The organism is Treponema sp. R80B11-R83G3 (genome assembly GCF_054786115.1).
The window spans coordinates 12,716-36,483 of record NZ_BDHF01000023.1 but is presented as its reverse complement, the minus strand read 5'-3'; the positions used below and the strand labels follow the sequence as shown (position 1 = coordinate 36,483).

Sequence of the window (23,768 nt, the reverse complement as noted above, 5' to 3'; positions counted from 1 at the left end):
AAAACCTTAAATTTCTTGACAGGGAAGTTGAAGCGGACAATATTTTAGATGTTGAATGGCAATTCAGTCAAATTATTAACGAAATATCAGGCAATTCCAGCCCTTTTTCACCATCGCTTTACCCGGAAATGCCCGCGATAATTGCCAGATTAAGAGCGGACAGTTTAAACCGAAAAAAACAGTTAGATGAATCTTATGTCCCAACGGAAAGTACCATTGCCGAGCCTGTCGTAAGCAATGCCGAGTTAAACGGCCTCCTTGGCAGCGTATAAAAAATCATGAGAATTACGGGCGGAACCCTAAGCGGTAGAAAGGTTTCTGTCCCTCAAGGCTCCCGTGAAATCAGGCCAAGCATGGACAAGATGAGAGAATCTGTCTTTGCGTGCCTTGGCGATATTACAGGACTTTCTTTCCTTGACATTTTTACAGGATCGGGAATTATCGCCATAGAAGCCGCTTCCCGAGGAGCGTCATACATCGAAGCCGTGGAACAGGATAAATTAAAGCGAAAAACATTACTTGAAAATGTGTCAATTTCCCCCACGCGGATAAACTGCCGTTTTATGCCGGCGGAACTTTATGTAAAACGGGCAAAAACTTCTTTTAATATCATCTTCCTTGACCCGCCATTCCCCTATCAATACAAATGGGAGCTTATCGCGAATATCGCGGCTTCCGCTCTTGTTTCCAATGAGACAAAAATTCTTATCCATCGGCCAAGGCAGGATTATTTAAAGGCAGAAATTCCAAATTTACAGAGGACGGACTCTAGGGAATATGGGAGATCCATCGTTGGTTTTTTCTTGTGTTTTTCATAAAAAAGGGTGATAATAATAGTAATATAAGAAAAAAATATGAATAAAAATTTATTTGAAAACTTTGACGACCAAAACGCATTTATAAAAGTATCAGAACCTTCGCCCGTTGTCGGAGCGGACAAAGCGGCGTTGAACCGCAAAGGAAACCAAAAATTTAACGATGGGGACATTGAAGGAGCCAAAAGGATTTTTATTACTACGGGTTATTCTGACGGGCTTTCAAGAACAGGCGATTATTATAAATCCAAAGATATGCCGCTTGAAGCGTTAAAAATGTACTGGATGGCGCATGACCGCAATAAGGCGCAGCCTTTAATAGAAAATTTGGCTTCTTTATTACAGGGCGTACTTCATGAGGATGACGCTATTCCTGAAGAAGACCCAAGTTTTCAGGAAGAGCAGGAAGTAAAAAATGAGTGATATGCAATATAATGAAGACATTCCCCACCATAACGACTCGCAAAAAATTACTGAAATTTCAAAACACGGTTACCAGTTATTAAAAGAAAACAAAGTCAGCGAAGCCATTGACTGTTTTACAAGGATACTCCTAATAGATGAAAATAATAATTACGCGCTTGTAGGCATGGGAGACGCGACTCGCAAGAACGGTTCTGTGCGCGAGGCGATCAAGTACTACCAACGGTGCCTTTCGCATCATCCGGGAAATAATTACGCGCTTTTTGGGCTTGCCGATTGTTACAAGGCTATGAACCAGTTTCAAAAGGCAATAGACATTTGGGAACAGTACCTTGTGCATGACGATAAAAATATTACGGTTCTTACAAGGATAGCGGACGCTTACAGGAAGGTTCGTGATTTTGCCAATTCAAAAAAAACATATTTAAAAGTTCTGGAAATGGAAGAATCCAATCCTTACGCGATTATCGGGCTTGGCCATTTGCATTATGATTTTAAAGAATACAACGAAGCCCTATCCTATTGGGAAAGAATGTTAAGCCCTTCAAGCGATGACGTTGATATCCGGGTTCTTACTTCAATCGGCAACTGCCATAGAAAACTAAAAACATTTAAAAACGGCATACCGTATTTTGAAACAGTGTTAAAAAGGGACGGCAATAACTTCTACGCGCTTTTCGGGCTTGCCGACTGCTACCGGGGGTTGAATCAAATTGAAAATTCACTCACCTACTGGACCCGTATTCTTGAGCAGGATCCAAGAAATAAAATGATACTGACGCGCGCAGGGGATGCGTACCGCAACTTAAAAGATTATGATAACGCCAAAGCGTTTTACGAAAAAGCCTTAAACATTGAATTTGACACTTATGCCGTTATGGGGCTTGCCCTTCTTGCTAAAGAACAGGGGAAATTCGATGAAGCGGTAATATCCTTCAAGCGGTTAATTCAACAGGACAGTAAAAACTACAGGCTTTATACGGAGCTTGCCGAATGTTACATCAAAATGGGCGACAAGCGAAAGGCCGTTGAACTTTTGGAAGAGTTTCAAAAACTTGGAATAAAGAACCAAAAAATCGTAGAATTGCTGGATTCTATCGCCGAACCGCAGCGAAAAGACCTCCGCTAAAACACGCAATGACTTCGCTATCAGGGCTAACGCTTACAGAAATTGAAGAATTACTCCCTTCCCTGCCCCGTTTTCGCGCAAGTCAAATTTTTAAATGGATAGCCAAAGGCGCGAATAATTTTGATGAGATGTCTAATCTTCCCGCATCTCTTCGCGATGAATTAAAAGAACGTTTTTGCCTTTACTCAAGCGTAATCGACAATGTAATTGAAGACGGCGAAACTAAAAAATATGTCTTCTCTCTAAGAGACGAATCGAAAATTGAATCGGTACTGTTAAACGACGGGAAAAACCGCCTAACAGCCTGCCTTTCCACTCAAGTTGGCTGTCCCGCAGGATGCGTCTTTTGCAAGACAGGTTCGTTAGGCTTTAAACGCAATTTAGACTGCGCTGAAATAATCGAGCAATTTCTACGTCTGCGACTTGCTTCGTTGCCTAAAAATTCCGGGCATATCATAGACAACATCGTAGTGATGGGCATGGGCGAGCCTTTGTTGAATCTTCCCAATCTAAGAAAAGCAATCTTACTGTTAAACGACAAAAAAGGGATTAACTTTTCTTTGCGAAGAATCACAATTTCCACCTGCGGCATCTGCGCCGGCCTATACGATCTCGCCCAAAACGGCCCTTATGTAAGGCTCGCCCTTTCGCTTACAACAGCCGATGAACCGCTCCGCCAAAGACTGATGCCCATAGCAAAATCAAATCCTCTTGAAAAAATAAAAGAAAATCTTTTACTTTTTCAGAGTAACGGCGGAGGAAGGCTCACTCTTGAAATGCCGTTACTCAAACAGATAAACACCCGCGACATTGACGCTAAATCCGCAGCCGCCTTCGCCAAAGGTTTGGATACGGTTGTAAACATCATACCATGGAATCCGGTCGCGGGATTTGAGTTTGAGGGAAAGCCTCTTTGCGAGCCGGGTAAAAGAGAGACGGAAGATTTTATCGGTCTGCTTGAAAGTTACGGATTAAAAGTTACAATGCGCATTCATAAGGGGCGCTCACTTTTGGGTGCGTGCGGGCAATTGGGTTAATTCGCAAGAGATTTCACACTAAGAACACGAAGGGGGAAAGATCACAAAGAAGAAAATAAAGATACCTGTCCGTCCGCTATGCGTCTCTGTAGTAGCTCCGCTACCCACTAACAACAATCTTTTCTTTCTTCTCTCTTCTTTTTAAAAAACATTATAAAAGCTTGTTGCCCTTTTCTTAGTATATTATAACCAAAACATTTTTTTAACTAAAAATGAAGGCTTTTATTGATAAATGTCTTTCCTCATACTGACAGTCTTAGCGTGTTTACTATTCATTTCAGCATTTAGAACAAAACCATTTTTTTGGTAGAACTCTATAACACTTTTGTTATGCTCTATATCCGCATCCACGGTGATAAAACGGCAGGCAAAAAGCTGACGGTTGCAAGTACGGGCAAGGGCTAAAGCGTTATTGATCATGAATGTACCAAGTCCTTTATATTTACTCTGCGCCGGATGAGAAACGGCAAGTTTTGCGATTTTAATTGCTGGAATTGTCTTAAAAGGGTAATTTAGATTGTGGATTTCCTTCTCTGATACTGATAATTTTATCGCGTCCGCAATCAGTGACATATAGGCGGTAATTGTATTGGTAGTTCGTTCTCTTAACAGCCATGTTAATGCAATATGATCATTTTGAGAACGGAGGGCGTCATTAAACAGATAATCGTTATATTCATCTATAAAACATGAAAAACTGTCTAACGCGGTACCAAATGACAGTTGTTCAATCCAAAAATAAAAATCGCCATTAATGAGGTTTATAGTCTGCCGTTTATTCATTTTTGAAGAAGCCTCATAAAAGCTTCTTCTTCTTCCTTATGGCGTTTCAGGGCTGCCGCTGTCGGTTTCCGGCGGATTTCCCGTATAACTTGATAAACTATCTTTTTGTCTTTAATCTCTGTCGGTTGTACAGGTTTTACTCTGGCTCCCATTTTTTACCTCTTTTTAAGTATATCAGGAATTTAAAAAAAATCAATAGATGTCAAGCCATTGATAATTTTTTTCAGAAAAATTATCAAAAAAAATTAAATTATTTTTTTCTCAAAACGGTCAAGCAAAACGGCACTTTCATGCCATATATAGATTCGCGTATGCGCGATATCAAAATCTAACAAGTTTTTGTTGGCTTCATCTAGTTATCACTCAACAATCTTCCCTTTCTTATTTCGTACCATCCACTCCCTCCCCAACTAGTTGCGGACAAGCCGGAAACCGAGGTAATAGTCCCTATACTGCGGGGTAAAGCTGTACCGATAGGCTGAACGGACATCCGCAGCCGTACTGATCCAACTCCCACCGCGTAGCACGCGACTAGGGACAGAGACCGTACCTATAGAATCGGTTTGCGACCAGCTTGTATAATTGTCATACCAGTCCCAACACCACTCATCTACGTTCCCATGCATATCGTACAATCCCCACGCGTTGGCGGGTTTTTGTCCTACAGGATGAGTCTTATTACCGCTGTTCGCAAAATACCAACCAGTGTTATCGTTTATGCTCGTTCCGGTGTTATATGCTGTAGCTGTCCCCGCTCTACAAGCGTATTCCCATTCAGCTTCCGTAGGCAGACGATAGCCGTTAGCCCCTATATTCCATGTCACGTTATTGCCGTTTATGGTATACACTGGAGTCAGTCCTTCTTTCTGGCTCCTCTTGTTGCAGTATTCTATCGCGTCATACCAGCTTACCTGTTCCACCAGCAGATTGTCCCCTTTAAACTTACTGGGATTTGTCCCCATTACTTCTTGATATTCCTTCTGCGTTACTTCGTATCTTCCCATGTAAAAACTGTTCACCGTTACCTGATGCTGCGGACATTCATTTCTATTACGGCCTGGCTCATTTGCGAGGCTGCCCATTGTGAAGGTTCCGCCTTGTATACGGATCTTGTTGTTATTAAACAATTCAGCAATCTTTTCAGCTTCAACAGTCCGTTCAGCTTCAGCAATCCTTTTAGCTTCAGTCGATGACAGTATTTGCAGAACGCCGTTTCGCGCCGCCGTTTCGGCGGGCGTTCCGTTTATGCTCGCAATCCGCACAGTCAGGTTGTCGGTTATGTCGTCTGCTTTTACATTGGAAAAATTTACGGTCTTTTGTCCGTCAGCGGTAATCTTAATCTGTATTTTGTTTCCCGGAAGCGGAATAGGAAACTCATAACTTCCGCCGGTTTGAAAAGTCTCTTTGGCAATAACCTTATTCTTGCTGTTTACCAGTTCAACGGCAATCGAAAAATTTTTAATCTGTTTTCCAAACGGTTTTTGATTAAAATTACCTTGCCACTTGTCCAATCCCCATACCGTCTTTCTTCCCGTCGCGTTCAGTCCGTTATAAACCGCCTGTATTGAAGACTGCATTGACTTGAACACAGTCTCTACCGATTTAATCCAATCCTGTGAAAAAGTCATTTCCGTTGTTATGCCGCTTAAGTTTATAGTTTCGTTCTGGTAATTGGTTTCACCTATCTGTTTAATATTACTGGTATAAATCAGGGTATAGGGAGACGGAAGAGTTTTAAAAAAATTATCAAAAAAACTGTTAAAGTACTGTTCTGTCTCAGTAAGCCGCGCCAACCAGTCCTTACGCCATTGAATGTCGTTACGGGTGTCGTTGCCGATATTGCCGCTGGAAATATTGGCGGACAGTACATTAGAGCGGCTTACCGCTTCCAACAGGGAGGGATCAATCGCGGCGGCCTGAAAGTAGTAACTTAACGCCGCCACTTCGGTTCCCTGTTTTTGGGCGGTAACGCCTTTGGCAAGGGCGGTTTCCGCCTGCACGCGCGTCATGTCCGCCGCGCTTTTAAGTTCCTGTAAGCCGGTTGCCGTCAGCTTTACTCCCAACTGCCCAAGCAGGTCAGCGGAAGCGTCTTTCATCGCCGAAAGATTTTCCAGCGCGGTTGGCGACACCGGCTTGGGCGGATACGACGCTTTGCGCTCGCCGGACTCAGCGTCCGTTACAGCCAGTTACAGCATATAGGCGGTAGGAGTTTTTGTTACGGAACCTGCAAGTATATAGCGGGCGTTGATAAGTTTGCCGATGCCGATATAGTCGGCTTCCGAATAATTGCCGGACATCGACTGTTTTTGTTCCGCAAGAATTTTTTAGATATTCTGCCTGTCCACAATGGTCATTGCCGAATATTTTTGCAAATACGATGTAATGGAACTCTGAATAAGAGACGGCATCCAGTCGTCAGAACCTTTGGAAAGCCCTTTGCCGCTAGGTTCAAGCACAGCCAGCCTGATGCCCTTTGCCGCCGTCTCCCGTAAAGTACTGTGATTGTGCCCAACAGGGAAGGCTTGCCAAAAACAATATTATTACAAAAAATTTCTTCATTATACTTTCCCGCCTTAAAAATTTGTATAAGCGGCATTTACGCCCATTGTGGGTATTTTACGCTTTTTGGTTGATTTTGTCTATAAAAAATTATTCGCAAGACCTCACACACGCTAAGTAAACGCATGGCGTAGCCATGTGGATGAATAATGCCGCACAGCGTAGCACCAATAAAAGTCGCTACCTGTAAAAAAGCAAGCAGCCTTTAGGCTGCGACAGTGCGCAGAGCACAAAGGGACAAAGATCACGAAGAAAAGAAATGGAATTGTTGACCAATAACTATGCGCAACACGCACCGCCTTGAGTAAACAAGCATTTCTTTGTATAATAGTAAATAGAGGTATTGAAGTTGGCAAAAACCAGACTTTATTTAGACAATTGTTGCTTTAACAGACCGTATGATGACCAAACTAACCTTAATATTCGATTGGAAGCAGAGGCAAAACTTTTTATACAGAATGAAATAATAGAAAAAAACTATGAGCTTGCATGGTCTTTTACATAGTAGGAGATGAATAATGAGAACAGATACATTAATAAGAACAGAAGGAATGGATACCTTAATAAAAAATTTGGGATTAATTGAAGCTGAACGTTTTGTTATGCTCATACAAAAAGAGCCGTTTGATTATACAAAATGGCAGGAAAATCTATTTAAAGATATGACCATAGACGAAATATATAATAATGCGGCAGAATTAAGACAAAAAAATAAAATAGTATGAGCGTACTAAAACCCAGTCTCCTCCGTAATAAATTCTTCCTTTCTAGTTCGTGTGGTTCGTGGTAAAAAATTCCCTCATCTAAAGAAATAAACAAACCCCGACTGAAACAATCCAATCAAAAAACCTAAAAGCCCCCCAAAGACATTAATCCATTTAAACTGATCCGCCATTACGTCAAGAATTATTCTCTCTACCCGTTCCATTTCAAGCGAATCAATCCTCTCCGCGACAAGGGTTTTAATGTTAATGGAAGCCAAAATATTTTCTATTTGACCGTCAACTGCGGAAAGTATTTTCGCTTTTATTCTGTCTTCCCGCAGGAGGGTTTCCACGCTCGCGATCAGTTCGTCGATTATCTCAGGCATTTTATTATCAAGGGTTTGATCGTACTGTCCTGCGGAAATAAAAAAACGCTGGAAGGCGTTCATCTTTGAAAAAATGTTCCGCATGAGTATGCGCCCCTTGGACTCAAACTCTTTGCGTATATCGTCTCGGCGCAGAAATTCAGTAACTATTCCTTGAAAATTGTTAACGTCAAGATTGGCAAGGCGGTTTCTTAAAACTTCCGCCGTTAGCAGTTCCCTTTCTACCATCGCTCCTATGCTTAGGGCAAGCCTTTTGCGCTGGCGGGGCAGAATACCGGGAGTAAAGGGCAGTCTGAATCCAAAAATGTATATCGGGTTAAGGGGGCGAAAAAGCATTTTTATGGCGATTGCGTTTGTCACATAACCTATAACCGCGCCCGCAACCGGGGGTATGGCAAATAGAAGAATTCTGTTCACCGAGACAATAACTCCGAAGCTGTAATTGCCTGATTTTCGTTGTTGTAAATATCCATTACGTCTTCTTTCAGCCAGCCTTGCTGTTGGCCGTCCGTTAAAACCCATGAAATGAAACCGCCCTGCGTCTTAATTATTTGCCGCCTGATTATGCGCACGCGCGAACCGCGCCTGAGGTAGCCAATGGAAGGGCTTTCCTGAGAAGGGTCGGCGGTAACATGGGTAAAGGATTCCGTGATTACCCCAAAACCGATATAATCCCCGGAAAGCGGGGATGTAATGGGCGGAATTACCTGTATTTCATCTTTTTTTGTTTCACAGGAAAACAACAAAATTGAAAAAAGAGCAAGGAAAATCAACAAAAAGGACAATTGACCAAGCGATTGTTTCACGGTTATTCTCATATTAATGAATAAAACAGCTTTCTTACCGATTTTTTCTATCATAATATATTTATTATCGGCTATCAATCCCATATATTGTCAGGATAATGATAAAAACGGAAAATATGGTTTTTCGATTGGAACAGGTTTTGGCGTTTTATACGGGCAAGCTTTTGAATATGTTTATCCTTATAATGGGGAAACAAAGGGCGAATTTTTAAGCGAACTTACTTGGGACATGAAACCTGTCTGCTATGTGGGATTTAACGCTGATTTCGGACTCACTGACATTCTTAGCAAACCCGGTTTCTTTTCTTCTCTGGCAATTAAAGCGGGAATTCCAGTATCTTCAGGCAATTTGGAAGACCGCGACTGGATGTCATCGGTAAATAGCAATCTTACCCACTTTTCCAAACATGAAAACAAGACAAATGAACTTGTCTGGATCGATTTCTCTGTCGGCGCGTCTCTTCCGATTAAATATTTATATATAAAGCCGTTTATCAGCGGATCATGGATGCGTTTTAGCTTTGCGGGAAGAAACGGTTATTTTCAACATTCCAAGGAAAATCCATCAGGATCAGGAATATACGATCCCATTGAAACAATCAATAAAGAACTTGTTAAAGGTAAAGTAATTTCTTACCTGCAAGACTGGCTTTTTTTAGCCGCAGGCTGTTCAATCGGTACAAATATTCTTGCTCCTTTTTCATTTGATCTTTCTTTTCAAATAAGCCCCCTTACCTATTGCGCGGCAACAGATAATCATTATTATTTACATTTTAACGGCACCTATTATGTGGCAGATACTAATTCAAAAGTTTTTAATGATTTTACAGACTTTGGGCTTTTTCTTGAACCTAAGGGCAGTATTTCTTTTGATTTAAAGAATATCAAATTTTTACTTGAAGCGTCTTACCGTTATATTTCCAAAACTAAAGGAGAATCATACACAAATAATTATCATAGTCAAAATAAAGTCGGCGCGGGTTTATCGGTTATGGATTATCAATTTCTTATAAATATGACGTTTTAACTTTTTTAAAGAAAGAGTATTTGTCCAAAAATAAAATGAACAACAGCCGCCGCCATTAACGCCATGCCAAGAGGTTTTTTAAAGGCAAGCAGATTTGTCCCGATACGATCCAGTTCGCCTAAGTTTTCAGCTCCTTCTTTGCGGTAAATCCCGAAAATAAAAATAATCCCCGCGACTATCCCTGCGGCTGCAGGTATTAAGTCCCCAAAGACAAGAACTCCCCTGACGGCGTTCGGCCCATAAGGGATTGGAGAAAGTAATTTTAATATGCCGGTAACGGCGCATAATATGCCCAGAACCAGATGAAATGTCGGGTTAGTAATTGGAATTTGCGGCTTATCATCCCCATCATTCATGGAGAACAGCAAATACCCTGCTACCCCGTTGCACAAAATGGACAAAAAATACAGTTGGATCATATATACAAAATAACGCATAAATATTAATTAGTCAATATATTCTCCAAAGAAGACTCTCACAAAGAACACAAAGTAAGAGAAGAACACAAAGAAGAATCAGAGGTTTTTGTTCGTTATATTATCGTGAAATTTCAAGCTTAGTCTTCGGACAATAACCCTTTCTTCCCTCTTTGTGATCTTTGTACCTTTGTGTTCTTTGTGTGAGTCTCTTCTGTATTAATTTTTATTTTCAATGTATATTTCTCAGTTTGAAGAACCATTAGCAGTTCGGTTGATTCAAAGGGAACTACGAAACTGTACTGCTCTTCTTTATCAAGAGAGAAAAAGATTTTGTGGTAAAAAACGGGAGAATTATTTTCAGTTTGAGCGGGAACGGATACGGCTATGTCTACTGCGCCCGTATACGGGTTTTTGCTTTTAACCGTTTTATTTATTACGACAATTGTCGTGCCTTCAAACGCGGACGCGGAAATTTTAAGTTTATTTCCGTCAAGGGTATAGGACGAATCAAAATAGCCTAAAAGGCCGAGCAGCCATATCATCACGCAAATAACGATGATAGAAAAGAAAAGTATTTTACGCGGTTTATCGGCGACAAGCACGGTGAAAAAACCAAAAGGGCTTGATTTTTTTTCTTTATAAAGGTCCTGAACGTCTTTGGACGCTTTGGCAAGCCTGTGCTCGCGGTTGTAATAAAATGTTAACCCTTCTTTCGGGACTTCGGCGTCATCCGGCTTGCTTAACTTGTATTTTGCGTTCGGTCTTTGCTTGCCGTCTTCACTCACTGGGATTCTCCAAAAAGTTTGTCAGTGCGCCACCAGACAAGTTTAACTTTAAAATTATCCGCCAGCATAGCCGAAAGAATTCCCTCTGTTGAAAGGTAAAAATCATTGTACTTCAGTTCATCCATTGAAAATTGAATATATCCCCTTCGTTGTTCCTTGGTGTTGGTATTCACAAAAAGTAACGAATATCCCGTTTCCACGGGAAAATAAAAGAGTGCCTGTCCGTTCCGCGCCGCTCCAAGTATTGAATAAAAAACTTTTATGCCGGAAGGGCGGCCGTTTTCGATTACTTCATAAAGGGGGATTTCTACAGAGCCTATATAGGTTCCGTCTTCAACATTAAGAATCCATAAGCATGAACTAATCGGCTCGCTGCCGGTTCGGGTGTTTGTCAGCTGATCAAATTTATCGTGGGAATAATCCACTTTGATATACAGTTTTCTAGCGTCGGGAACCGCAGTAATGCTGTCTATTACGGAGAGCGCCTCCGGCCAGTCATTGAGGGTTAGAACAACGCTGGAAGAAATTTTTACAAGATAAAGAAGCATCCCCGTGGAGCTAAACCAGTAAACATCCCAGCCGCCGGGAAGACGGCAAATTACAACAAGTTCATCCCTGATTGACGTGGACATTCCTACTATTCTCGGGAAAGGGCTTCCCCCGATTCCTTCCTTGCCAAGATAATTTATAAAACGCCCGTTCTGGTCGAAATGTAAAATTATGCCGTCCAACACCACTTTTGTTTCCTGATCGGTGCGTTGATCCTGCTGTTGCAGCCTGTCCTCTACAAATATATGTTTCCGCGAGTCAACCGCTATCCATCCCGGTTCTTCTAGGGGATGGGTATACGCCCAGCGCGTCGCCTGCTCGTCCTCTTGAATATTTGTTTTTAGGTTGATTGGCGCGGGATTGGTTTCATCGTTATAAATCATAAACAGCAAGTCGCCGTAAGAGTTATAACGCACGATTTTTCCGCTGTTACCGTCGGCAATAAAAAACAGCCCGTCCCTCATTGTAAACCCGGTGCGCTTAATGCCCCTCCCGCCGTCTAATTTAAACAGGGCTATTTGATCTTCCAGCGGCCCTATATCAAGCGAAAAGAGGTCCTCTCTTTCCACAGAGCCGATTTTATCGTTTTTGCAGGAGAGCGAAAAGACCGCCGCAACAAAAAGCATCATCAATAAAAAGCGTGAAATTTCCTTCATATTATATCAAAATCTACCTTTTTTCATAGTTTGTCAATGACTCCCTAACTAACTACTAGCCACTAACCACTATATCCTATTATACTATTACTATGGATAAAGTAATTTTACACGCGGGGGAACTTGACAATTATTTAACTGATGACGACAAGGCAAGTCTTAACAGTATGGACGCCCTGTTTAGTCAGGCTGTCGAAATTTTCCCTAAAATGCAGGAAAAGAACGAAGATGCGAAAAACACCCTTATTTCCCTCTACAATAAAATGGGAATTTTATTACAGGAAATATGCCAAAAAAACCCAAGGCTTCACGTTTATTCATTTACCTCCGCGCATGAAGACCACTCGGAAGGTTCAAGAGTTATTGCCAAATTACGGGACGTGAATACCAACAATAATGAATTTGTTTACTATATCCAACGCGCTTATGAGATGCTTTTTAAGATGGCGTGGCTGAGTCCCGGTTCGCAGAAAAACCATCTGATTGTTAAAACTCCCGTAACTAATCCCGTGCAAAATTACGCGGTTCATAAAATAACAAATGTAGACAATAAAATTTGCAATACCGTAATGTGCGTATTACTGCGAGGGGCGCTTCTTCCATCAATGATTATGAGCAAGGAAATTGAAGAATATTCTTCAACCGGTTATATAACGCCTTTCGCGCTTTTTAAAATTTACCGCGATGACAGCAAGCGTGAAAACGACATGGAATACATCCTTGACCTTGAGAAATCTTTTTTTAGCCCTGATGCCCTTAACGGCAAAGATTTGATATTTGCGGATCCGATGAACGCCACGGGCGGAAGCCTTGTTACCGTAATAAAATATTTGCATGACATCGGAGTAAAACCGCGTTCAATTACCCTCTTTAACGTAATAGCGGCGTTAAAGGGCGCGCTTAGAATTGTAAGAGCGGTTGATAATTGCAATGTTTATACATTGTGGATGGACGGCGTATTAAATAAAGTCGCGTACATTATGCCCGGCCTTGGAGACGCCGGAGACAGAATAAACGGCCAGGATCAAAAATCAAATCCCAGAAATATTATCCAGCTTCTTGCGGATTACGGATCGGGAATATCAAACCTTTACCGTTCCCAATTCCGCGAGATTGAGCACACCGTTTTAAACAGGTCAAAATGTTAAAAAAAAGTATTTTAAGCTTTTTATTACTTTTTATTTTTTCTTTTTTATTTGTTATTCCAAACAGTTGCGCCGGAACTGCAGTTTCAGCGCAGGAATATTTTTCTATAGGCATGGCTTATTTTGATCTTGGAAAATTTGACGAGGCGGAGAAATGGTTAAACCGCGCAAGACAGGCGGACAGAACGATGACCGCCTCGACATATAACCTAGGACGCATCGCATACGAAACAAAAAGATATAAAGATGCCGCAAAATATTTTGAGGCAGTTTTAAAAAAAGACGGCGATAACGTGCTTGCGTTAAAAGCGGCCGCTTATTCAAGGATTAAAACAGGCGACATTGAAATTGCCGAAAAACATTACGCGAAACTTTTTTCCATTGTTCCCGAAAGCGCGGATGACGGATACAATCACGCTTTAATATTATTCGCGTTAGAACGCTATGCCAAAGCGGAAGAAGTTTTGGAAAAGTACCCCGTCGCCTTGCAGGAAAATAAAGACACAATGCTTCTTTACGCGCGGTGTCAGGCAAAGTTAAAAAAAGTTGAAGCTATTGACAGTTTTTCAAATTGGCTGAGCGTTAATACCGACGCGAAAGTAAGATACGAGTACGCGCAGGTTCTGGAAGACAACGCGTTATATGCAAGGGCCCTTGAAGAATACAAAAAAGCATTAACGGAATTTACTGACAAGACGGTGAATCTTAAAAAATATGAAATACATTTTGCCGTCGCAAGGGTGTTGATAATAGCCGATGGCAATAATGCCGAAGGCGTTACAGAACTTCAAACTGCGGTTACTGAAGGGTTCAACGATATTGAGGCTGTTGAAAAACTGCTTAACAACAAGATTAGCGCCGCAAACAAAAAGAGTATTCAGGAAATTATTAACGGTATGAAACAGGAGTCAGCCAAAAAAGAGGCGGCCAAACAGGAGCAAAAAAAAGAAACTGAGACGGGTGAGGCAATTGAGGAAGATGAGGAAGATTCGGCTTTCTAAAAACTGACCCGTAATGTCGTTCCTAATATAACGTCATAAATTAACGTGTCACGCTCTTTATCCTCGCCGCATCTTAGTTTTAAAAAAGACGTAAAATTAAGTTTTCCCTGAATCCTTATTATTTCCTCATGGCCGGCTATTATGCTCCAGCGCAAATAATCAGTTTGCCTGTCAAATACCGCTTCTACGGTTTCTTTTCTTAACTTTTCATAATTTGAATTTAATAGCGAAGATAATCCAACCCATGATTTTTGTTTTTTTAACTCAGAGACAAACCAATCATAAAAAACGCCTAACATATTTTTTTTAACTGGGGCCTCCCAGCCTGAAACAAAGCTTTCCAGCCAGTAACCTTCGGAGCGCACAGTAATTGTATTAACAAAATTTAACAAGCCTCCGCCCGCCCCCCTAAAACCAGCGCTTAATACTGATTGCACCCTAAAAGTAATATCCTCATTTTTTGGGATATATGCTGAAGCGTCAATTGAATGCGAATATTCATCAGTTAGATAAAATTTAAAAATGGGATGATACCCCATTTTGCCAAACATATTTATCGCGTAAAATCCAAGGTTTGCGCCATAATTAAGTTTATCGGTTACGGTGTCCATTTTTTGCTCAAGCGTTCTTTCAATCAAAAAAGTTATTTTATTGGGAATAAAGAACGCAGACGCGTTGTAAATTAATGGCAAACTAATTTTTGTACTGAAGTGATCGTTAAATAACGAATAATAAGCCGACTGCGCTGAAGGCGAATCATCAAGGGCGTTTTTTATCACACCTTCCATTTCAGGGGCGAAAAGCGAATATCCGGGAAATACAGTCCAGACGGGAGAAAAGTCTTCTATGCTTTCAAAAAATTTTATGCCGTCTTCCGCAGCGTCCTGCCCATAAAAGTACAAATGTCTTTTAAAACCGCGTCCCATCCTGAAGTTAACTCCGGTTTTGGCAAATACTAAAGGAATGTCAAGAAAGACGGAATTTGCGGATTGCGTGCTGTTATTTGCGCCCGTAGAGTTGGTATTGCCCTCCAGCGAAATAACCGCTCCTATGGGTTTTGTTCTCTGCGTTAAAACAATTTGCGCCTGCATTTTCCTTCCGTCAGCGTCCCTGCCCGTTTCTGGTAAAAGACTTTCCCATGTTTCAAGCCAAAATTTACCGTAATTGTCCATTTCTGCGGCAGTGTTGTTTCTTGTCCACAAAAATTGAGTATTTATCGCGGCAGAGGGAATAATTTCATTTTCTGGAGTATAAGAAAGAGCCGCGTTCCATTTTTGCAGGAGTCTTGAAGCGTCATACAAAGCGTCTGCTTCAAACTTCGCGTAAAAGTCTGATGAGAACTCCATGTTAAAATTATGACGCGCATTGTTATCCCAAGGGGAGGCGTAAAACGCCTCATTTACGGAAAAAAGACCGATTGTTCTTGAGAGCGAATGATCCGCGCTCCAAAGAAACGTATCTTCCGCACTCGAAAAAGCTATGTTACCTGAAACTTTTACGCCAAATACGGAAATTCCCGCTCCTGTACGGTTTATTAAACTGCCTGTAAAATCCTGCTCTTCCGATTCGCTTTGAGCGCGTCCTTCCGATTCAACTGCTGTTGATATATTAAAATCCGATAGTACGGGAATTTTACCCGCTGAAATTAATGTCCCGTCTTTTTTAAATTCTACGGCGGTCCCTGCGTTCATTCTGTAATACATAATTGAATCTTCAAGAATTATTTCGTCAATATAGATTGTTCCGTCATCAAGAGCGCCGCCTGAAGCGGGGTTCGCTAAAATAGCGATATAACTTGTTCTTCTTCCCTGATTATCCTGTAATGTAATTTTTGGCTTGTAATTTAAAGACGCGGATATGTTTCTTCCGTCAATAGTAACTCCCTTCTTTTCCCCTTGGTAGCGTATTGTAACTTTTGACCACTGCCTCGCGTTAAACGCGCTTAACGGTATTTCCGCATCCAACTGATTGTTATTAAGAGAATCCGGTCCCGTTCCAACAATAAATCTTAACGTATCATTTACGCGCGGCTTATCAGTTTTTATAAAAAAAGACAATTCCCTATAATCAGCTAACGGCAATTCGCCTACCCTGCCGTCAATACCCGCTGAAACTCCGTTTGGCATATTTTCCCATTCAAGTTTTAATACCCTCTGCGCCGTACCATTTGGATGAAGTTTATTTATTATCTCTTTATATGCGGAATCAAGCGAATTTATTCCCGCATCAAAAGTTTCAATGGCGGATACGTCCCCCGCGTTCCCATTTATCGCGTCTGTTAAAGCGTTATATGCCACCGCTCTGAACGCAGTTCCACGAGCTATAGGCGGGGCAAGCAGAAACCGCCCTGATATTTCACTTGAGCCTTCATTTATAATAATAATTCGCAAATATTTTACGTCTCCAAGCTTTTTTCTGTCTTCATCGGTCAGAGTGAACCGCGCTATTCTCGCGTTATAATCAAAATTCTTATTTGTGTAGTAATCGGGGGGGATTCCCGTCCAATCGTCGGTAAAAAGTATTTTTTCCCATATAGAATCAGTGTTTTCTTTGAAGGCGAAATCCTTGCCGGAAAGTGAGCCTATTTGAATAATTACCTTGAATTTTTCAGAGGGCGCCTGATTAAAGCCGTAAAATCTAAATGGAATTTCTATTTCATGGGCGCGGGATAAAAGACCCGAATCATTGTATATGGGAACCTGAAAACCGGTCCATTTATCAGTATCAAGGGCAAATTCCGCAGTCAGTACTTGAGTGTCACCTAACTGCCGGTCTTTTACGGGATAAGGTTTATTAAGCCCTGAAATAACGGATGCGTTCCAGTCAAGGTACATAAGGTTATTGCCAAGAAGACTGTTGTTATTGTAATTCCTGTAAATTAGCTCTGCGCGGTTATTCAGACTAAGACTGGCGTTATTCGCAATTAAAGATGACGGCGGATTTGAAACAAAAGATATTTCCGGCGCAAGGGGTACTATTAATTCATTGCCTTCCATTCCGGCGGCGCGGTAAAGGCCGGTTGTGTCAGTTTGATAAAAGGCGAAACCTCCTGTAATTTTAGCCTTTAGATTGTCATATTCCCACGCCGTTTTCGCGCTTATTCCCACGTTCCCCGCGTTTGAATTATCTTCTTCGGTGAATGAATCTTCCGTAAGGTTCCATCGGAGTCCAACGGCGGCTTGAGCCGAAAACGCGCTTGCAGTGTTTTTGTAAATCGCGCCAAGACCCGCAGCGATACTGCCCAAGCGGGTTCCTTCGCTTTTTTTCAGGTACGTTATGCGAATAATTTCATTCTGTCCTATGGAGCCGTTAATCGCGACTTCCCCGGAATAGTGATTGTAGTTAAAATCGCTGTACTGAATGCCGCTTCGCCAAACCTGCACGGAGCCGGGGATCACGTCCGCGCCGATAAAATAGCCGCCTTTGGCGCTGAAATTTGTAAAACGTATAACAATATCGCCTGAAAAAACGCCGGAAGAGGGGAGATAAATTTCAGGGTACTCTACAGCTAACGGCCAGCGCGCTTGAGGATCACGTAAATTGAAAGCGCTTGTACTTACAAGCTCATATACGCCAATTTGGCTTACAATACCGGAAAAAAGAGTATCATCAATAACCGCCGTATTTTCCAATGGTATTAATTCAAAGCCGCTTATCTCACTGCCGGAAGAAAGTCTCACTAAAGCGGCTTTTTCGGCGGCGCTTGAAGGAGAGTCATAACGGTTTCTTTTTTCAAAGGGGGAAAAAGTTCCCGGCTGGTAAATGACAAGCGCGCGGCCGCCGCCGATGATAATTTCACCGGGTACGCCTGACCCGTTTCCACACTGAGGATAACTTTCCATTTTTATTACAGTACGAGTCGGATCAAACCACTTTTGTACGCTTGCCAAAAATCCGCTCGCATCTCCGTAATTGCCCATTGAGTTTTGCCAGGGGTTATTATTCCCCCCCTTTGGAATAAGAGACAGCTATCATTCCCGTCGGCCTTATGCTCAACTCCAAAAGACCTTGCATTCTTGAAAACGCGTACTCGCTTTGCTGGACAAGCCGCCAACGCCTCCCCGTTGAATCGCGCAGAGCGCCTTTATCGTCTTCAATGTAAATTGTTATATCGGGGTTTATATCGGTATCAGGCAAAACAAATGAAATTCCGCGCAGGGTATTTTGCGGCTGTAAATCGCTGTAAGTCCTCTCCCTGTCCCCTGAAAATGTTCTCTCTTCCCTTGAAGCCGCATCATATCTAACCAGCGTATGTATGCCAATATTGTTCGCTCCAAAACGGCCATAAAAACCAAACGAAGAAGGAGAGTCGCCGCCAAGATCAAGGTACGGAAAAACGGGGAAATCAAGACCCGCGTTGCCTACACCGGCGTATTGCAGAAATTCACCCGGCTTTCCCTGGTAGCCTGCGCGGTATGTGTTTTGAGCGGAATCGTCAACAAAATTCGCCTCCACAAACCACCTGTTGTTGATCCACAGGGAAAGCGTTAAATCGACCTCCTGTTGGTATAAAAGCGGCGATTGGGGCGAGGCGAAACCAATGCCCAAATCTGAATTGGAAAGGCCGAAATTAAACTGCAAATCGCCTTTCCATGAACCTGCCGCAAAGAGGGAAACGTCGGAACTGCCAAGCGAAACGCCCATAAGCTCCTGCCGCGCCTCCCCCGTAATTCTGCGCCTTAAATCGTCCATGTCTATTTCCGACGCGGCTTCTTCTTGAGCAAATATGTAAAACGGAATAAAAATGAGAATGACGATAATAGCCCTTCGCAAAAAATTCATTTTAAGATATAATAACCTATATTTTAATGATTGTTTCGATGATACAGATAATTTTTGAGATTCCCGATATTGCCAATATCAAGGAGAAACGGCGGGTAATTAAATCCGTACTGGAAAAGATGAAAAAGCGTTATCATTTAAGCGCGGCGGAAGTTGATCTTAACGACTCGCTTTCTTTCGCGCAAATCGGCGGCGCTCTTGTTTCCAACTCCAAAACTTTCGGCGAGGCGGTTCTTCAAAAAGCGTTTGACATGATTGAAAAAGAAACTAATGTCCGCATACAGGACATTAAAATACATTCGGAGGAATTTTAATGAAAAACAAACATGGTGCGATTTATCTTACGTCTATTTTTATTTTACTTTTAACGCTTAACTCATGCATCGGTTTATCTTTGAATATCAAGATGAATAAAAACGGCTCCGGCCAATTAACAATGGAATACCGGATATCAAAAATGATTAACCTTGGCGCCCTTGACGGCAATGATACAATGCCGCCCGTTCCCTTAGGTAGAGCGGATTGGGAAAGAACGATCAATAGGATTCCGGGCGCGAAACTTACTTCTTATTCAGATGCCGAAGATAAACAGGATTCTGTCATAAAGGTAGCGGTTGATTATAAAGACGAACATTCGCTTCTTTTACTGCTTGATTCTTTTGGAGAAAAGGCCTCGATAAACAGGCAAGGGCAGTCGGGAAAACTCGATCTTATTTTTATTGGTGATTCTATAGATGACTCAACCTATGACGAAGATTTGATGGACATGATGCGCGTATTTATGGACGGTTATAATTTTTCCGTAAGTTTCAGCGGACAGGGAAATTCAACGTTAGCTGTCACAGACGGTAAGGGCAATGTTGTCCCAGCCCAACCGTCGGCGAAGACGGTTCTTTCAGGGAAATTGGTTTCGTATTCTATCGGTATTTTGGATTTATTGGATATTAAGAACGGGCTGGGGTTTAGGGTTACTTGGTAGATTAATAGGATAAGAATTTAACCACGAACAATCCTTGCTATGCTGAGATCTATGGTCATAACACCGCCGCCAGTCTGACGATAATCGTTTGCAGTTCGTCGCCGTCAGCCGTAAGGGGAACGCGTATCTTCACTTCTGTAAAACATTGAGGTTTATTTAAATGCTTTTGCTGTTATAAAAATTATGGAATACCCCCAACTTATGAGGGTATTCCATTTTTATTTATTTGCCTGTCGCGAAACGGACTTCCAGCAACTCAACAAAACCTGCGAAGTAGCCTTGGGCTACGCCGGCGGGATACGGGTCAGTCGCGTTCATAGAGTAAATCCCTTTGGGCAGTTTGCCAGTCAAAGGAACGGGCGCCGGCAATCCTTTGGCGGGGTCTCCTGACGGGCAGAAACCTATCCAATCGGGTCTTTCTGTCAAGCCGCCTGAGGCGGAGTGCGGAGACTGGAGCGGAATTGAACCGCCGTTGGCGCCAAGATTTTCGTGCCACCATGTTAAAGAACCGTCATCCATGCCAAACCTTAACCACGCGTGCGTCCAGTTCTGCGTCCAATCACGTCCGTCCGGCAGGATGTACCGTCCATGAGCTATGCAAATCTGATATTTGCTTGGGTCCCAGTTCGGCGGAATTATCCCGTCCGCTATCGCCTTTTGCCAGTATTCCTTCAGGTCGATCTTATACGGATCGTTCCTGTCCTGCTTGGTAAACGGAATCACATTTCTACTAGGCAAAATGGACAGATCAAATATAAAGTGCTCCGCAGTCGGGTCAGTCTCCGTTAAAATCAAAGCGCGTTTGCTGGTAACGGTTAAGCCAGTATCTCTATTGGTAACTGTTACCCAGTAGTAGCGGGATTCGCAGGTAGCGCCTGAAAGGAAATTCACCAACGGAGGCTCCGGGTCTATGGGATATGTTTTATTTTGCTCTTTAATGCCGCCATAAAACTCATTATTCGCCAGCATATTCGCCGTGTTGTCTATCCAGTCGGTACGCGGGGTATAGGTGGGGCCTGTCGCGCCTACTATATCCCATGCCATCGGTTCTCCTCCCTTGTCTCTGTCCACCCAGTTGTCACTGTCCAACAATACCGAACCCGCTCCTATCTTTCCTCCGGCGGCGGCCCCGCCTTCGTTATATGGAAATTCCCCAGGCTGTACCTGATAGAAATACTGTCCCGGTCCGCCGTTCACGGTGGTAAGGTTGTTTTTCTCATCAAGGGGAGTGCCGTGCCTGCCGTATAAGCCGTACCACGAGTCCGCCTCATGCCACTGATACGTGTACTGTCCAGTATCCGGCGGGCTCAATTCAATTGTTAAAGGAACGGCGGGAGTTCCTTGATAATACCACGCGGCTTTGGGGTGCTTTACAATGGTTGCCGCCAAATTGGTAATTCTTACTTTGTAGTACTGGGTAACGGCATTATTTGCGGACGTTACTTTAATGGCAAGAGCCTCCTGCCCGTCCAAACGTATCTTGGTAGGGGTATTATCGGCGGTATACGTCGGTTGGCCGGCAGTGTCGCTGCTTATTTTTCCATACACTATTTTAGAATCTTCGTCATCGGGCTTCAGTTTTATATAAAAGCCGGTAAGCGGCTGATTGGCGGTTTCATATCCGCCGATACCGACTTTAGTCCAGTCTTCATTGGGCAGACCTACGCTGTAAACCTGAATGTCTGTCTCGGCGTCTTCGGAGACAATACCGAATTTCAGGGAAGCAATGTCAACTATACGGCCGACGCTTACCTTGAATCTAAAATATTCTTTATCAAATTGATTTTCCGCAGTTACCTCAACATACAAAAAATTCCCGTCGTTGATAGTTATCCGTTGATTGGACGGGGTGAAATTCTTTGGTTCCACGTCGTCCCTGTCAACTACCGCATACTTAGCCGTCGCGTTAGGATCGAACAACGTCGCTTCGACAAGGGCGTTCTGCCCCTCTCTTTGGGCGATGGAAAGAGAACATTCCTGTATCAACGGATCGTCCCACACGCTGCCGCCGGTACTGTGGCCATGTATATCGGCCCCCGCTTTGCCTTCGCGCGCGCCAATGGTTATATATTGCAGGTTGGTAGTCCAACTGAGCAGTTTGGCTAGGAAACGGAAATAGTTTGTAACAAGCCCGTCCTCTGACGTAACCTTAATGTAGATGTATTCATCGCTGTCCAAATCTGCAGGCACCCGCGTATCATAATACCTGTCTGGAGCGGTACTGCGTGTCGCAACGCCCCATTCCGCGTGAGCGCCTGTGCTTACAGACGGCTGGATGCGTCCGGTTATTTTGCCGGTGTCCTTATCCCTTACCCTGATATTCACCCAGCCAATTGTAGTATCCGGCTGGTCATAATCCGATCCATACAGATCGGACGCGGATAAATCCTCTTTTTCCATTGTACTGGCCGGAATGGGCAACGCGACTTTTGTAGCGGTGTCCGGTACATTACCTGATACTATCTTGAACGATAACAGATTCGCTTCGGTTCCTATCGCCCTTACAGTCTGGTCTACGCAGGTAGTAAAGAAAAAGGCAAATGCCGTTACTATAAGCAGTATCGCCATTAATCTGATTTTTGATTTCATTCTTGTTCCTCCTAAAAATAAATGCAGAATCGCAAGTTCAGCCACTGCGTCTGTTTAAGCGGGTCTTTCCCTGGATTCAATCCCGACCAGGGATGCATATATTCCTGCTTGAAATTATAAGCAAAGGCGATATACGAAGACGTAAAGTTCAACTGTATTTTTGGTTCCACTTCTATGTACCGGTACGGAGAACCTTCATATATCTTGCCTTCTCCAAAATCCTGGCAATATTGGAAAGATGCGCCGACGCTCAACAGTTTATTAAAAAAATTCCAATAAAAACTTGGTTTGACATAAAAATCACTGCGGCTTGAAATGTAATCGTACCCAAAGCGTATCTGTGCGGTAAACTGATCCGGCGCATACTGGACAAAAAGCCAGTTCTGGAACAGTTTCATCTCCTCGTAATCTGAGGTTACGCCAAACCAATAGCCCAGCGCCCAAATCTGAAAACCGGGCAGATAATTTTTTAAAACCCGCTCTTCAATGCGGTATACCAACTCATCTTCACCCATGCCGCCCCGGTTCTTATTTTCCTGTGTTGCGTCAAATTCATCGTCAAAGCGGTAGGCCGCACGGACAAGAAACAGATCGTGGGTATAGGAAATGCCGATAACCGACTCCCGCAGGATGTTGAACAGTGAAAGCGGTTTGTTGATATCCCAGCCCTGATCGCGGTCGCTGTTAAAATAACTCAGTACAAACCCCGCGTTCAAACCGGGAAGAAACACCGGTTTCCATTCCGTCCTCATGCCGCCGCCGGATGCCGCTTCCAGTTCCTTCCACATTTCCGGTCCGCCGGTTCCCCAGGGGGAACTGCCCAGTTTGCCAACCGATACAGTCATCTGATTTTCAAAAAAGTTTCCGTAACCAAAGGCATAGGACCATTGGGGATAGCCATCGGTCCAGGTTTCCCAGTTCATGCGGGTCTTCATGCCAAAACCATTGCCGTTGTCATACTCAATATTGAGCCGGTAACGGCCCCGCCCACTGCCCGCGTCATCTGTGCTCTTCATGTCAACTTTGGCCTCTGGGTCCTTGCCTTCCTGCTGTATCTGTTCCCAATAAATGCCGCTTTTTGCCTCGCCGGAAAATTTTATTTCCTGTCCAAAAGCCGTGGCGCATAATGCGATGCCCAAAATCACGGCAAGCGGCGCCGTAATCGGAACGCCTAACGTCGTTTTATTCTTCATT

At 43.0% G+C, this 23,768-nt stretch carries 24 protein-coding genes; 11 read left to right on the top strand and 13 right to left on the bottom strand.

The window, feature by feature from the left end; all coding sequences use genetic code 11:
• The 5 genes from ACYVRH_RS05300 to rlmN all read left to right on the top strand — a co-directional run.
• Positions 1-272, top strand: a 272-nt coding sequence (locus ACYVRH_RS05300; protein WP_461255890.1) for a hypothetical protein, incomplete at its 5' end; no start/stop codon positions are given.
• Positions 273-278: 6 nt separating this feature from the next.
• Positions 279-818, top strand: coding sequence for an RsmD family RNA methyltransferase (locus ACYVRH_RS05295; RefSeq protein WP_461255889.1), 540 nt, complete (start codon positions 279-281; stop codon positions 816-818).
• A gap of 36 nt (positions 819-854) precedes the next feature.
• Positions 855-1,238 (top strand): hypothetical protein, encoded by a 384-nt coding sequence (locus tag ACYVRH_RS05290; RefSeq protein ID WP_461255888.1) that lies wholly within the window; start codon positions 855-857, stop codon positions 1,236-1,238.
• Entirely contained in the window at positions 1,231-2,367 is a 1,137-nt protein-coding gene (locus ACYVRH_RS05285) for a tetratricopeptide repeat protein (protein ID WP_461255887.1), read from the top strand. The genes ACYVRH_RS05290 and ACYVRH_RS05285 overlap by 8 nt, the downstream gene beginning before the upstream one ends.
• Positions 2,368-2,375: 8 nt before the next feature.
• Entirely contained in the window at positions 2,376-3,404 is a 1,029-nt protein-coding gene (rlmN, locus tag ACYVRH_RS05280) for a 23S rRNA (adenine(2503)-C(2))-methyltransferase RlmN (RefSeq protein WP_461255886.1), read from the top strand.
• Between the two features lie 222 nt (positions 3,405-3,626).
• Here the strand turns inward: rlmN and ACYVRH_RS05275 are convergent, their stop codons facing one another.
• The 4 genes from ACYVRH_RS05275 to ACYVRH_RS05260 form a co-directional block, all read right to left on the bottom strand.
• Positions 3,627-4,187 (bottom strand): GNAT family N-acetyltransferase, encoded by a 561-nt coding sequence (locus tag ACYVRH_RS05275; RefSeq protein WP_461255885.1) that lies wholly within the window; start codon positions 4,185-4,187, stop codon positions 3,627-3,629.
• On the bottom strand, positions 4,184-4,339 hold the full coding sequence (locus ACYVRH_RS05270) for a hypothetical protein (RefSeq protein WP_461255884.1): 156 nt from the start codon (positions 4,337-4,339) through the stop codon (positions 4,184-4,186). The genes ACYVRH_RS05275 and ACYVRH_RS05270 overlap by 4 nt, the downstream gene beginning before the upstream one ends.
• A 258-nt stretch (positions 4,340-4,597) precedes the next feature.
• Positions 4,598-6,316 (bottom strand): formylglycine-generating enzyme family protein, encoded by a 1,719-nt coding sequence (locus ACYVRH_RS05265; protein WP_461255883.1) that lies wholly within the window; start codon positions 6,314-6,316, stop codon positions 4,598-4,600.
• A 195-nt stretch (positions 6,317-6,511) separates the two neighbouring features.
• Positions 6,512-6,643: a hypothetical protein gene (locus ACYVRH_RS05260; protein ID WP_461255882.1), complete on the bottom strand. Its 132-nt coding sequence runs from the start codon at positions 6,641-6,643 to the stop codon at positions 6,512-6,514.
• Between the two features lie 621 nt (positions 6,644-7,264).
• Here ACYVRH_RS05260 and ACYVRH_RS05255 point away from each other — a divergent pair.
• Entirely contained in the window at positions 7,265-7,471 is a 207-nt protein-coding gene (locus ACYVRH_RS05255; protein ID WP_461255881.1) for a hypothetical protein, read from the top strand.
• A gap of 74 nt (positions 7,472-7,545) precedes the next feature.
• Here ACYVRH_RS05255 and ACYVRH_RS05250 read toward each other — a convergent pair whose 3' ends face one another.
• A complete protein-coding gene (locus tag ACYVRH_RS05250; RefSeq protein WP_461255880.1) occupies positions 7,546-8,253 on the bottom strand; it encodes a DUF445 domain-containing protein in 708 nt (235 codons plus the stop codon).
• Positions 8,250-8,642: a hypothetical protein gene (locus tag ACYVRH_RS05245; RefSeq protein WP_461255879.1), complete on the bottom strand. Its 393-nt coding sequence runs from the start codon at positions 8,640-8,642 to the stop codon at positions 8,250-8,252. The genes ACYVRH_RS05250 and ACYVRH_RS05245 overlap by 4 nt, the downstream gene beginning before the upstream one ends.
• Positions 8,643-8,658: 16 nt before the next feature.
• On the opposite strand from ACYVRH_RS05245, the gene ACYVRH_RS05240 reads away from it, so the two are divergent.
• Positions 8,659-9,669, top strand: coding sequence for an omptin family outer membrane protease (locus ACYVRH_RS05240; protein ID WP_461255878.1), 1,011 nt, complete (start codon positions 8,659-8,661; stop codon positions 9,667-9,669).
• 5 nt (positions 9,670-9,674) lie between these two features.
• Here the strand turns inward: ACYVRH_RS05240 and ACYVRH_RS05235 are convergent, their stop codons facing one another.
• The 3 genes from ACYVRH_RS05235 to ACYVRH_RS05225 form a co-directional block, all read right to left on the bottom strand.
• Positions 9,675-10,025 (bottom strand): hypothetical protein, encoded by a 351-nt coding sequence (locus ACYVRH_RS05235; protein WP_461255877.1) that lies wholly within the window; start codon positions 10,023-10,025, stop codon positions 9,675-9,677.
• A 200-nt stretch (positions 10,026-10,225) separates the two neighbouring features.
• Complete coding sequence (locus tag ACYVRH_RS05230) at positions 10,226-10,873, bottom strand: hypothetical protein (protein WP_461255876.1); 648 nt, start codon at positions 10,871-10,873, stop codon at positions 10,226-10,228.
• Complete coding sequence (locus ACYVRH_RS05225; protein ID WP_461255875.1) at positions 10,870-12,078, bottom strand: LIC_12708 family protein; 1,209 nt, start codon at positions 12,076-12,078, stop codon at positions 10,870-10,872. Before ACYVRH_RS05225 ends, ACYVRH_RS05230 begins: the two co-directional genes overlap by 4 nt.
• Before the next feature lie 92 nt (positions 12,079-12,170).
• On the opposite strand from ACYVRH_RS05225, the gene ACYVRH_RS05220 reads away from it, so the two are divergent.
• Together ACYVRH_RS05220 and ACYVRH_RS05215 are read left to right on the top strand one after the other, a co-directional pair.
• Positions 12,171-13,226: a uracil phosphoribosyltransferase gene (locus ACYVRH_RS05220; protein ID WP_461255874.1), complete on the top strand. Its 1,056-nt coding sequence runs from the start codon at positions 12,171-12,173 to the stop codon at positions 13,224-13,226.
• Positions 13,220-14,224 (top strand): tetratricopeptide repeat protein, encoded by a 1,005-nt coding sequence (locus ACYVRH_RS05215; protein WP_461255873.1) that lies wholly within the window; start codon positions 13,220-13,222, stop codon positions 14,222-14,224. Before ACYVRH_RS05220 ends, ACYVRH_RS05215 begins: the two co-directional genes overlap by 7 nt.
• On the opposite strand, the gene ACYVRH_RS05210 is transcribed toward ACYVRH_RS05215, so the two are convergent.
• Together ACYVRH_RS05210 and ACYVRH_RS05205 are read right to left on the bottom strand one after the other, a co-directional pair.
• Entirely contained in the window at positions 14,221-18,144 is a 3,924-nt protein-coding gene (locus tag ACYVRH_RS05210) for a hypothetical protein (protein ID WP_461255872.1), read from the bottom strand. The two genes, ACYVRH_RS05215 and ACYVRH_RS05210, sit on opposite strands and share 4 nt — an antisense overlap.
• Positions 18,145-18,163: 19 nt before the next feature.
• Positions 18,164-19,006: a hypothetical protein gene (locus tag ACYVRH_RS05205; protein ID WP_461255871.1), complete on the bottom strand. Its 843-nt coding sequence runs from the start codon at positions 19,004-19,006 to the stop codon at positions 18,164-18,166.
• 38 nt (positions 19,007-19,044) lie between these two features.
• Between ACYVRH_RS05205 and ACYVRH_RS05200 the strand changes: the two genes are divergently transcribed.
• Positions 19,045-19,320 carry a DUF503 domain-containing protein gene (locus tag ACYVRH_RS05200; protein ID WP_461255870.1) on the top strand — a complete coding sequence of 92 codons (276 nt, stop codon included), beginning with the start codon at positions 19,045-19,047 and terminating at the stop codon, positions 19,318-19,320.
• A complete protein-coding gene (locus ACYVRH_RS05195; RefSeq protein WP_461255869.1) occupies positions 19,320-19,985 on the top strand; it encodes a hypothetical protein in 666 nt (221 codons plus the stop codon). The genes ACYVRH_RS05200 and ACYVRH_RS05195 overlap by 1 nt, the downstream gene beginning before the upstream one ends.
• Before the next feature lie 222 nt (positions 19,986-20,207).
• Here ACYVRH_RS05195 and ACYVRH_RS05190 read toward each other — a convergent pair whose 3' ends face one another.
• Both ACYVRH_RS05190 and ACYVRH_RS05185 read right to left on the bottom strand, forming a co-directional pair.
• Positions 20,208-22,574 carry a hypothetical protein gene (locus ACYVRH_RS05190; protein ID WP_461255868.1) on the bottom strand — a complete coding sequence of 789 codons (2,367 nt, stop codon included), beginning with the start codon at positions 22,572-22,574 and terminating at the stop codon, positions 20,208-20,210.
• An 11-nt stretch (positions 22,575-22,585) separates the two neighbouring features.
• Positions 22,586-23,767 carry a hypothetical protein gene (locus tag ACYVRH_RS05185; protein WP_461255867.1) on the bottom strand — a complete coding sequence of 394 codons (1,182 nt, stop codon included), beginning with the start codon at positions 23,765-23,767 and terminating at the stop codon, positions 22,586-22,588.
• Position 23,768 lies beyond the last annotated feature (1 nt).

Bases quoted from the DNA above. Each gene is read 5' to 3' on its own strand.
- ACYVRH_RS05190 (WP_461255868.1), bottom strand. From the start codon at position 22,574: ATGAAATCAAAAATCAGATTAATGGCGATACTGCTTATAGTAACGGCA.
- ACYVRH_RS05200 (WP_461255870.1), top strand. From the start codon at position 19,045: ATGATACAGATAATTTTTGAGATTCCCGATATTGCCAATATCAAGGAG.
- ACYVRH_RS05275 (WP_461255885.1), bottom strand. From the start codon at position 4,187: ATGAATAAACGGCAGACTATAAACCTCATTAATGGCGATTTTTATTTT.
- ACYVRH_RS05210 (WP_461255872.1), bottom strand. From the start codon at position 18,144: ATGGGCAATTACGGAGATGCGAGCGGATTTTTGGCAAGCGTACAAAAG.
- ACYVRH_RS05290 (WP_461255888.1), top strand. From the start codon at position 855: ATGAATAAAAATTTATTTGAAAACTTTGACGACCAAAACGCATTTATA.
- ACYVRH_RS05225 (WP_461255875.1), bottom strand. From the start codon at position 12,078: ATGAAGGAAATTTCACGCTTTTTATTGATGATGCTTTTTGTTGCGGCG.
- ACYVRH_RS05235 (WP_461255877.1), bottom strand. From the start codon at position 10,025: ATGAATGATGGGGATGATAAGCCGCAAATTCCAATTACTAACCCGACA.
- ACYVRH_RS05215 (WP_461255873.1), top strand. From the start codon at position 13,220: ATGTTAAAAAAAAGTATTTTAAGCTTTTTATTACTTTTTATTTTTTCT.
- ACYVRH_RS05270 (WP_461255884.1), bottom strand. From the start codon at position 4,339: ATGGGAGCCAGAGTAAAACCTGTACAACCGACAGAGATTAAAGACAAA.
- ACYVRH_RS05195 (WP_461255869.1), top strand. From the start codon at position 19,320: ATGAAAAACAAACATGGTGCGATTTATCTTACGTCTATTTTTATTTTA.
- ACYVRH_RS05295 (WP_461255889.1), top strand. From the start codon at position 279: ATGAGAATTACGGGCGGAACCCTAAGCGGTAGAAAGGTTTCTGTCCCT.
- ACYVRH_RS05240 (WP_461255878.1), top strand. From the start codon at position 8,659: ATGAATAAAACAGCTTTCTTACCGATTTTTTCTATCATAATATATTTA.
- ACYVRH_RS05220 (WP_461255874.1), top strand. From the start codon at position 12,171: ATGGATAAAGTAATTTTACACGCGGGGGAACTTGACAATTATTTAACT.
- ACYVRH_RS05205 (WP_461255871.1), bottom strand. From the start codon at position 19,006: ATGAATTTTTTGCGAAGGGCTATTATCGTCATTCTCATTTTTATTCCG.
- ACYVRH_RS05285 (WP_461255887.1), top strand. From the start codon at position 1,231: ATGAGTGATATGCAATATAATGAAGACATTCCCCACCATAACGACTCG.
- rlmN (WP_461255886.1), top strand. From the start codon at position 2,376: ATGACTTCGCTATCAGGGCTAACGCTTACAGAAATTGAAGAATTACTC.
- ACYVRH_RS05255 (WP_461255881.1), top strand. From the start codon at position 7,265: ATGAGAACAGATACATTAATAAGAACAGAAGGAATGGATACCTTAATA.
- ACYVRH_RS05185 (WP_461255867.1), bottom strand. From the start codon at position 23,767: ATGAAGAATAAAACGACGTTAGGCGTTCCGATTACGGCGCCGCTTGCC.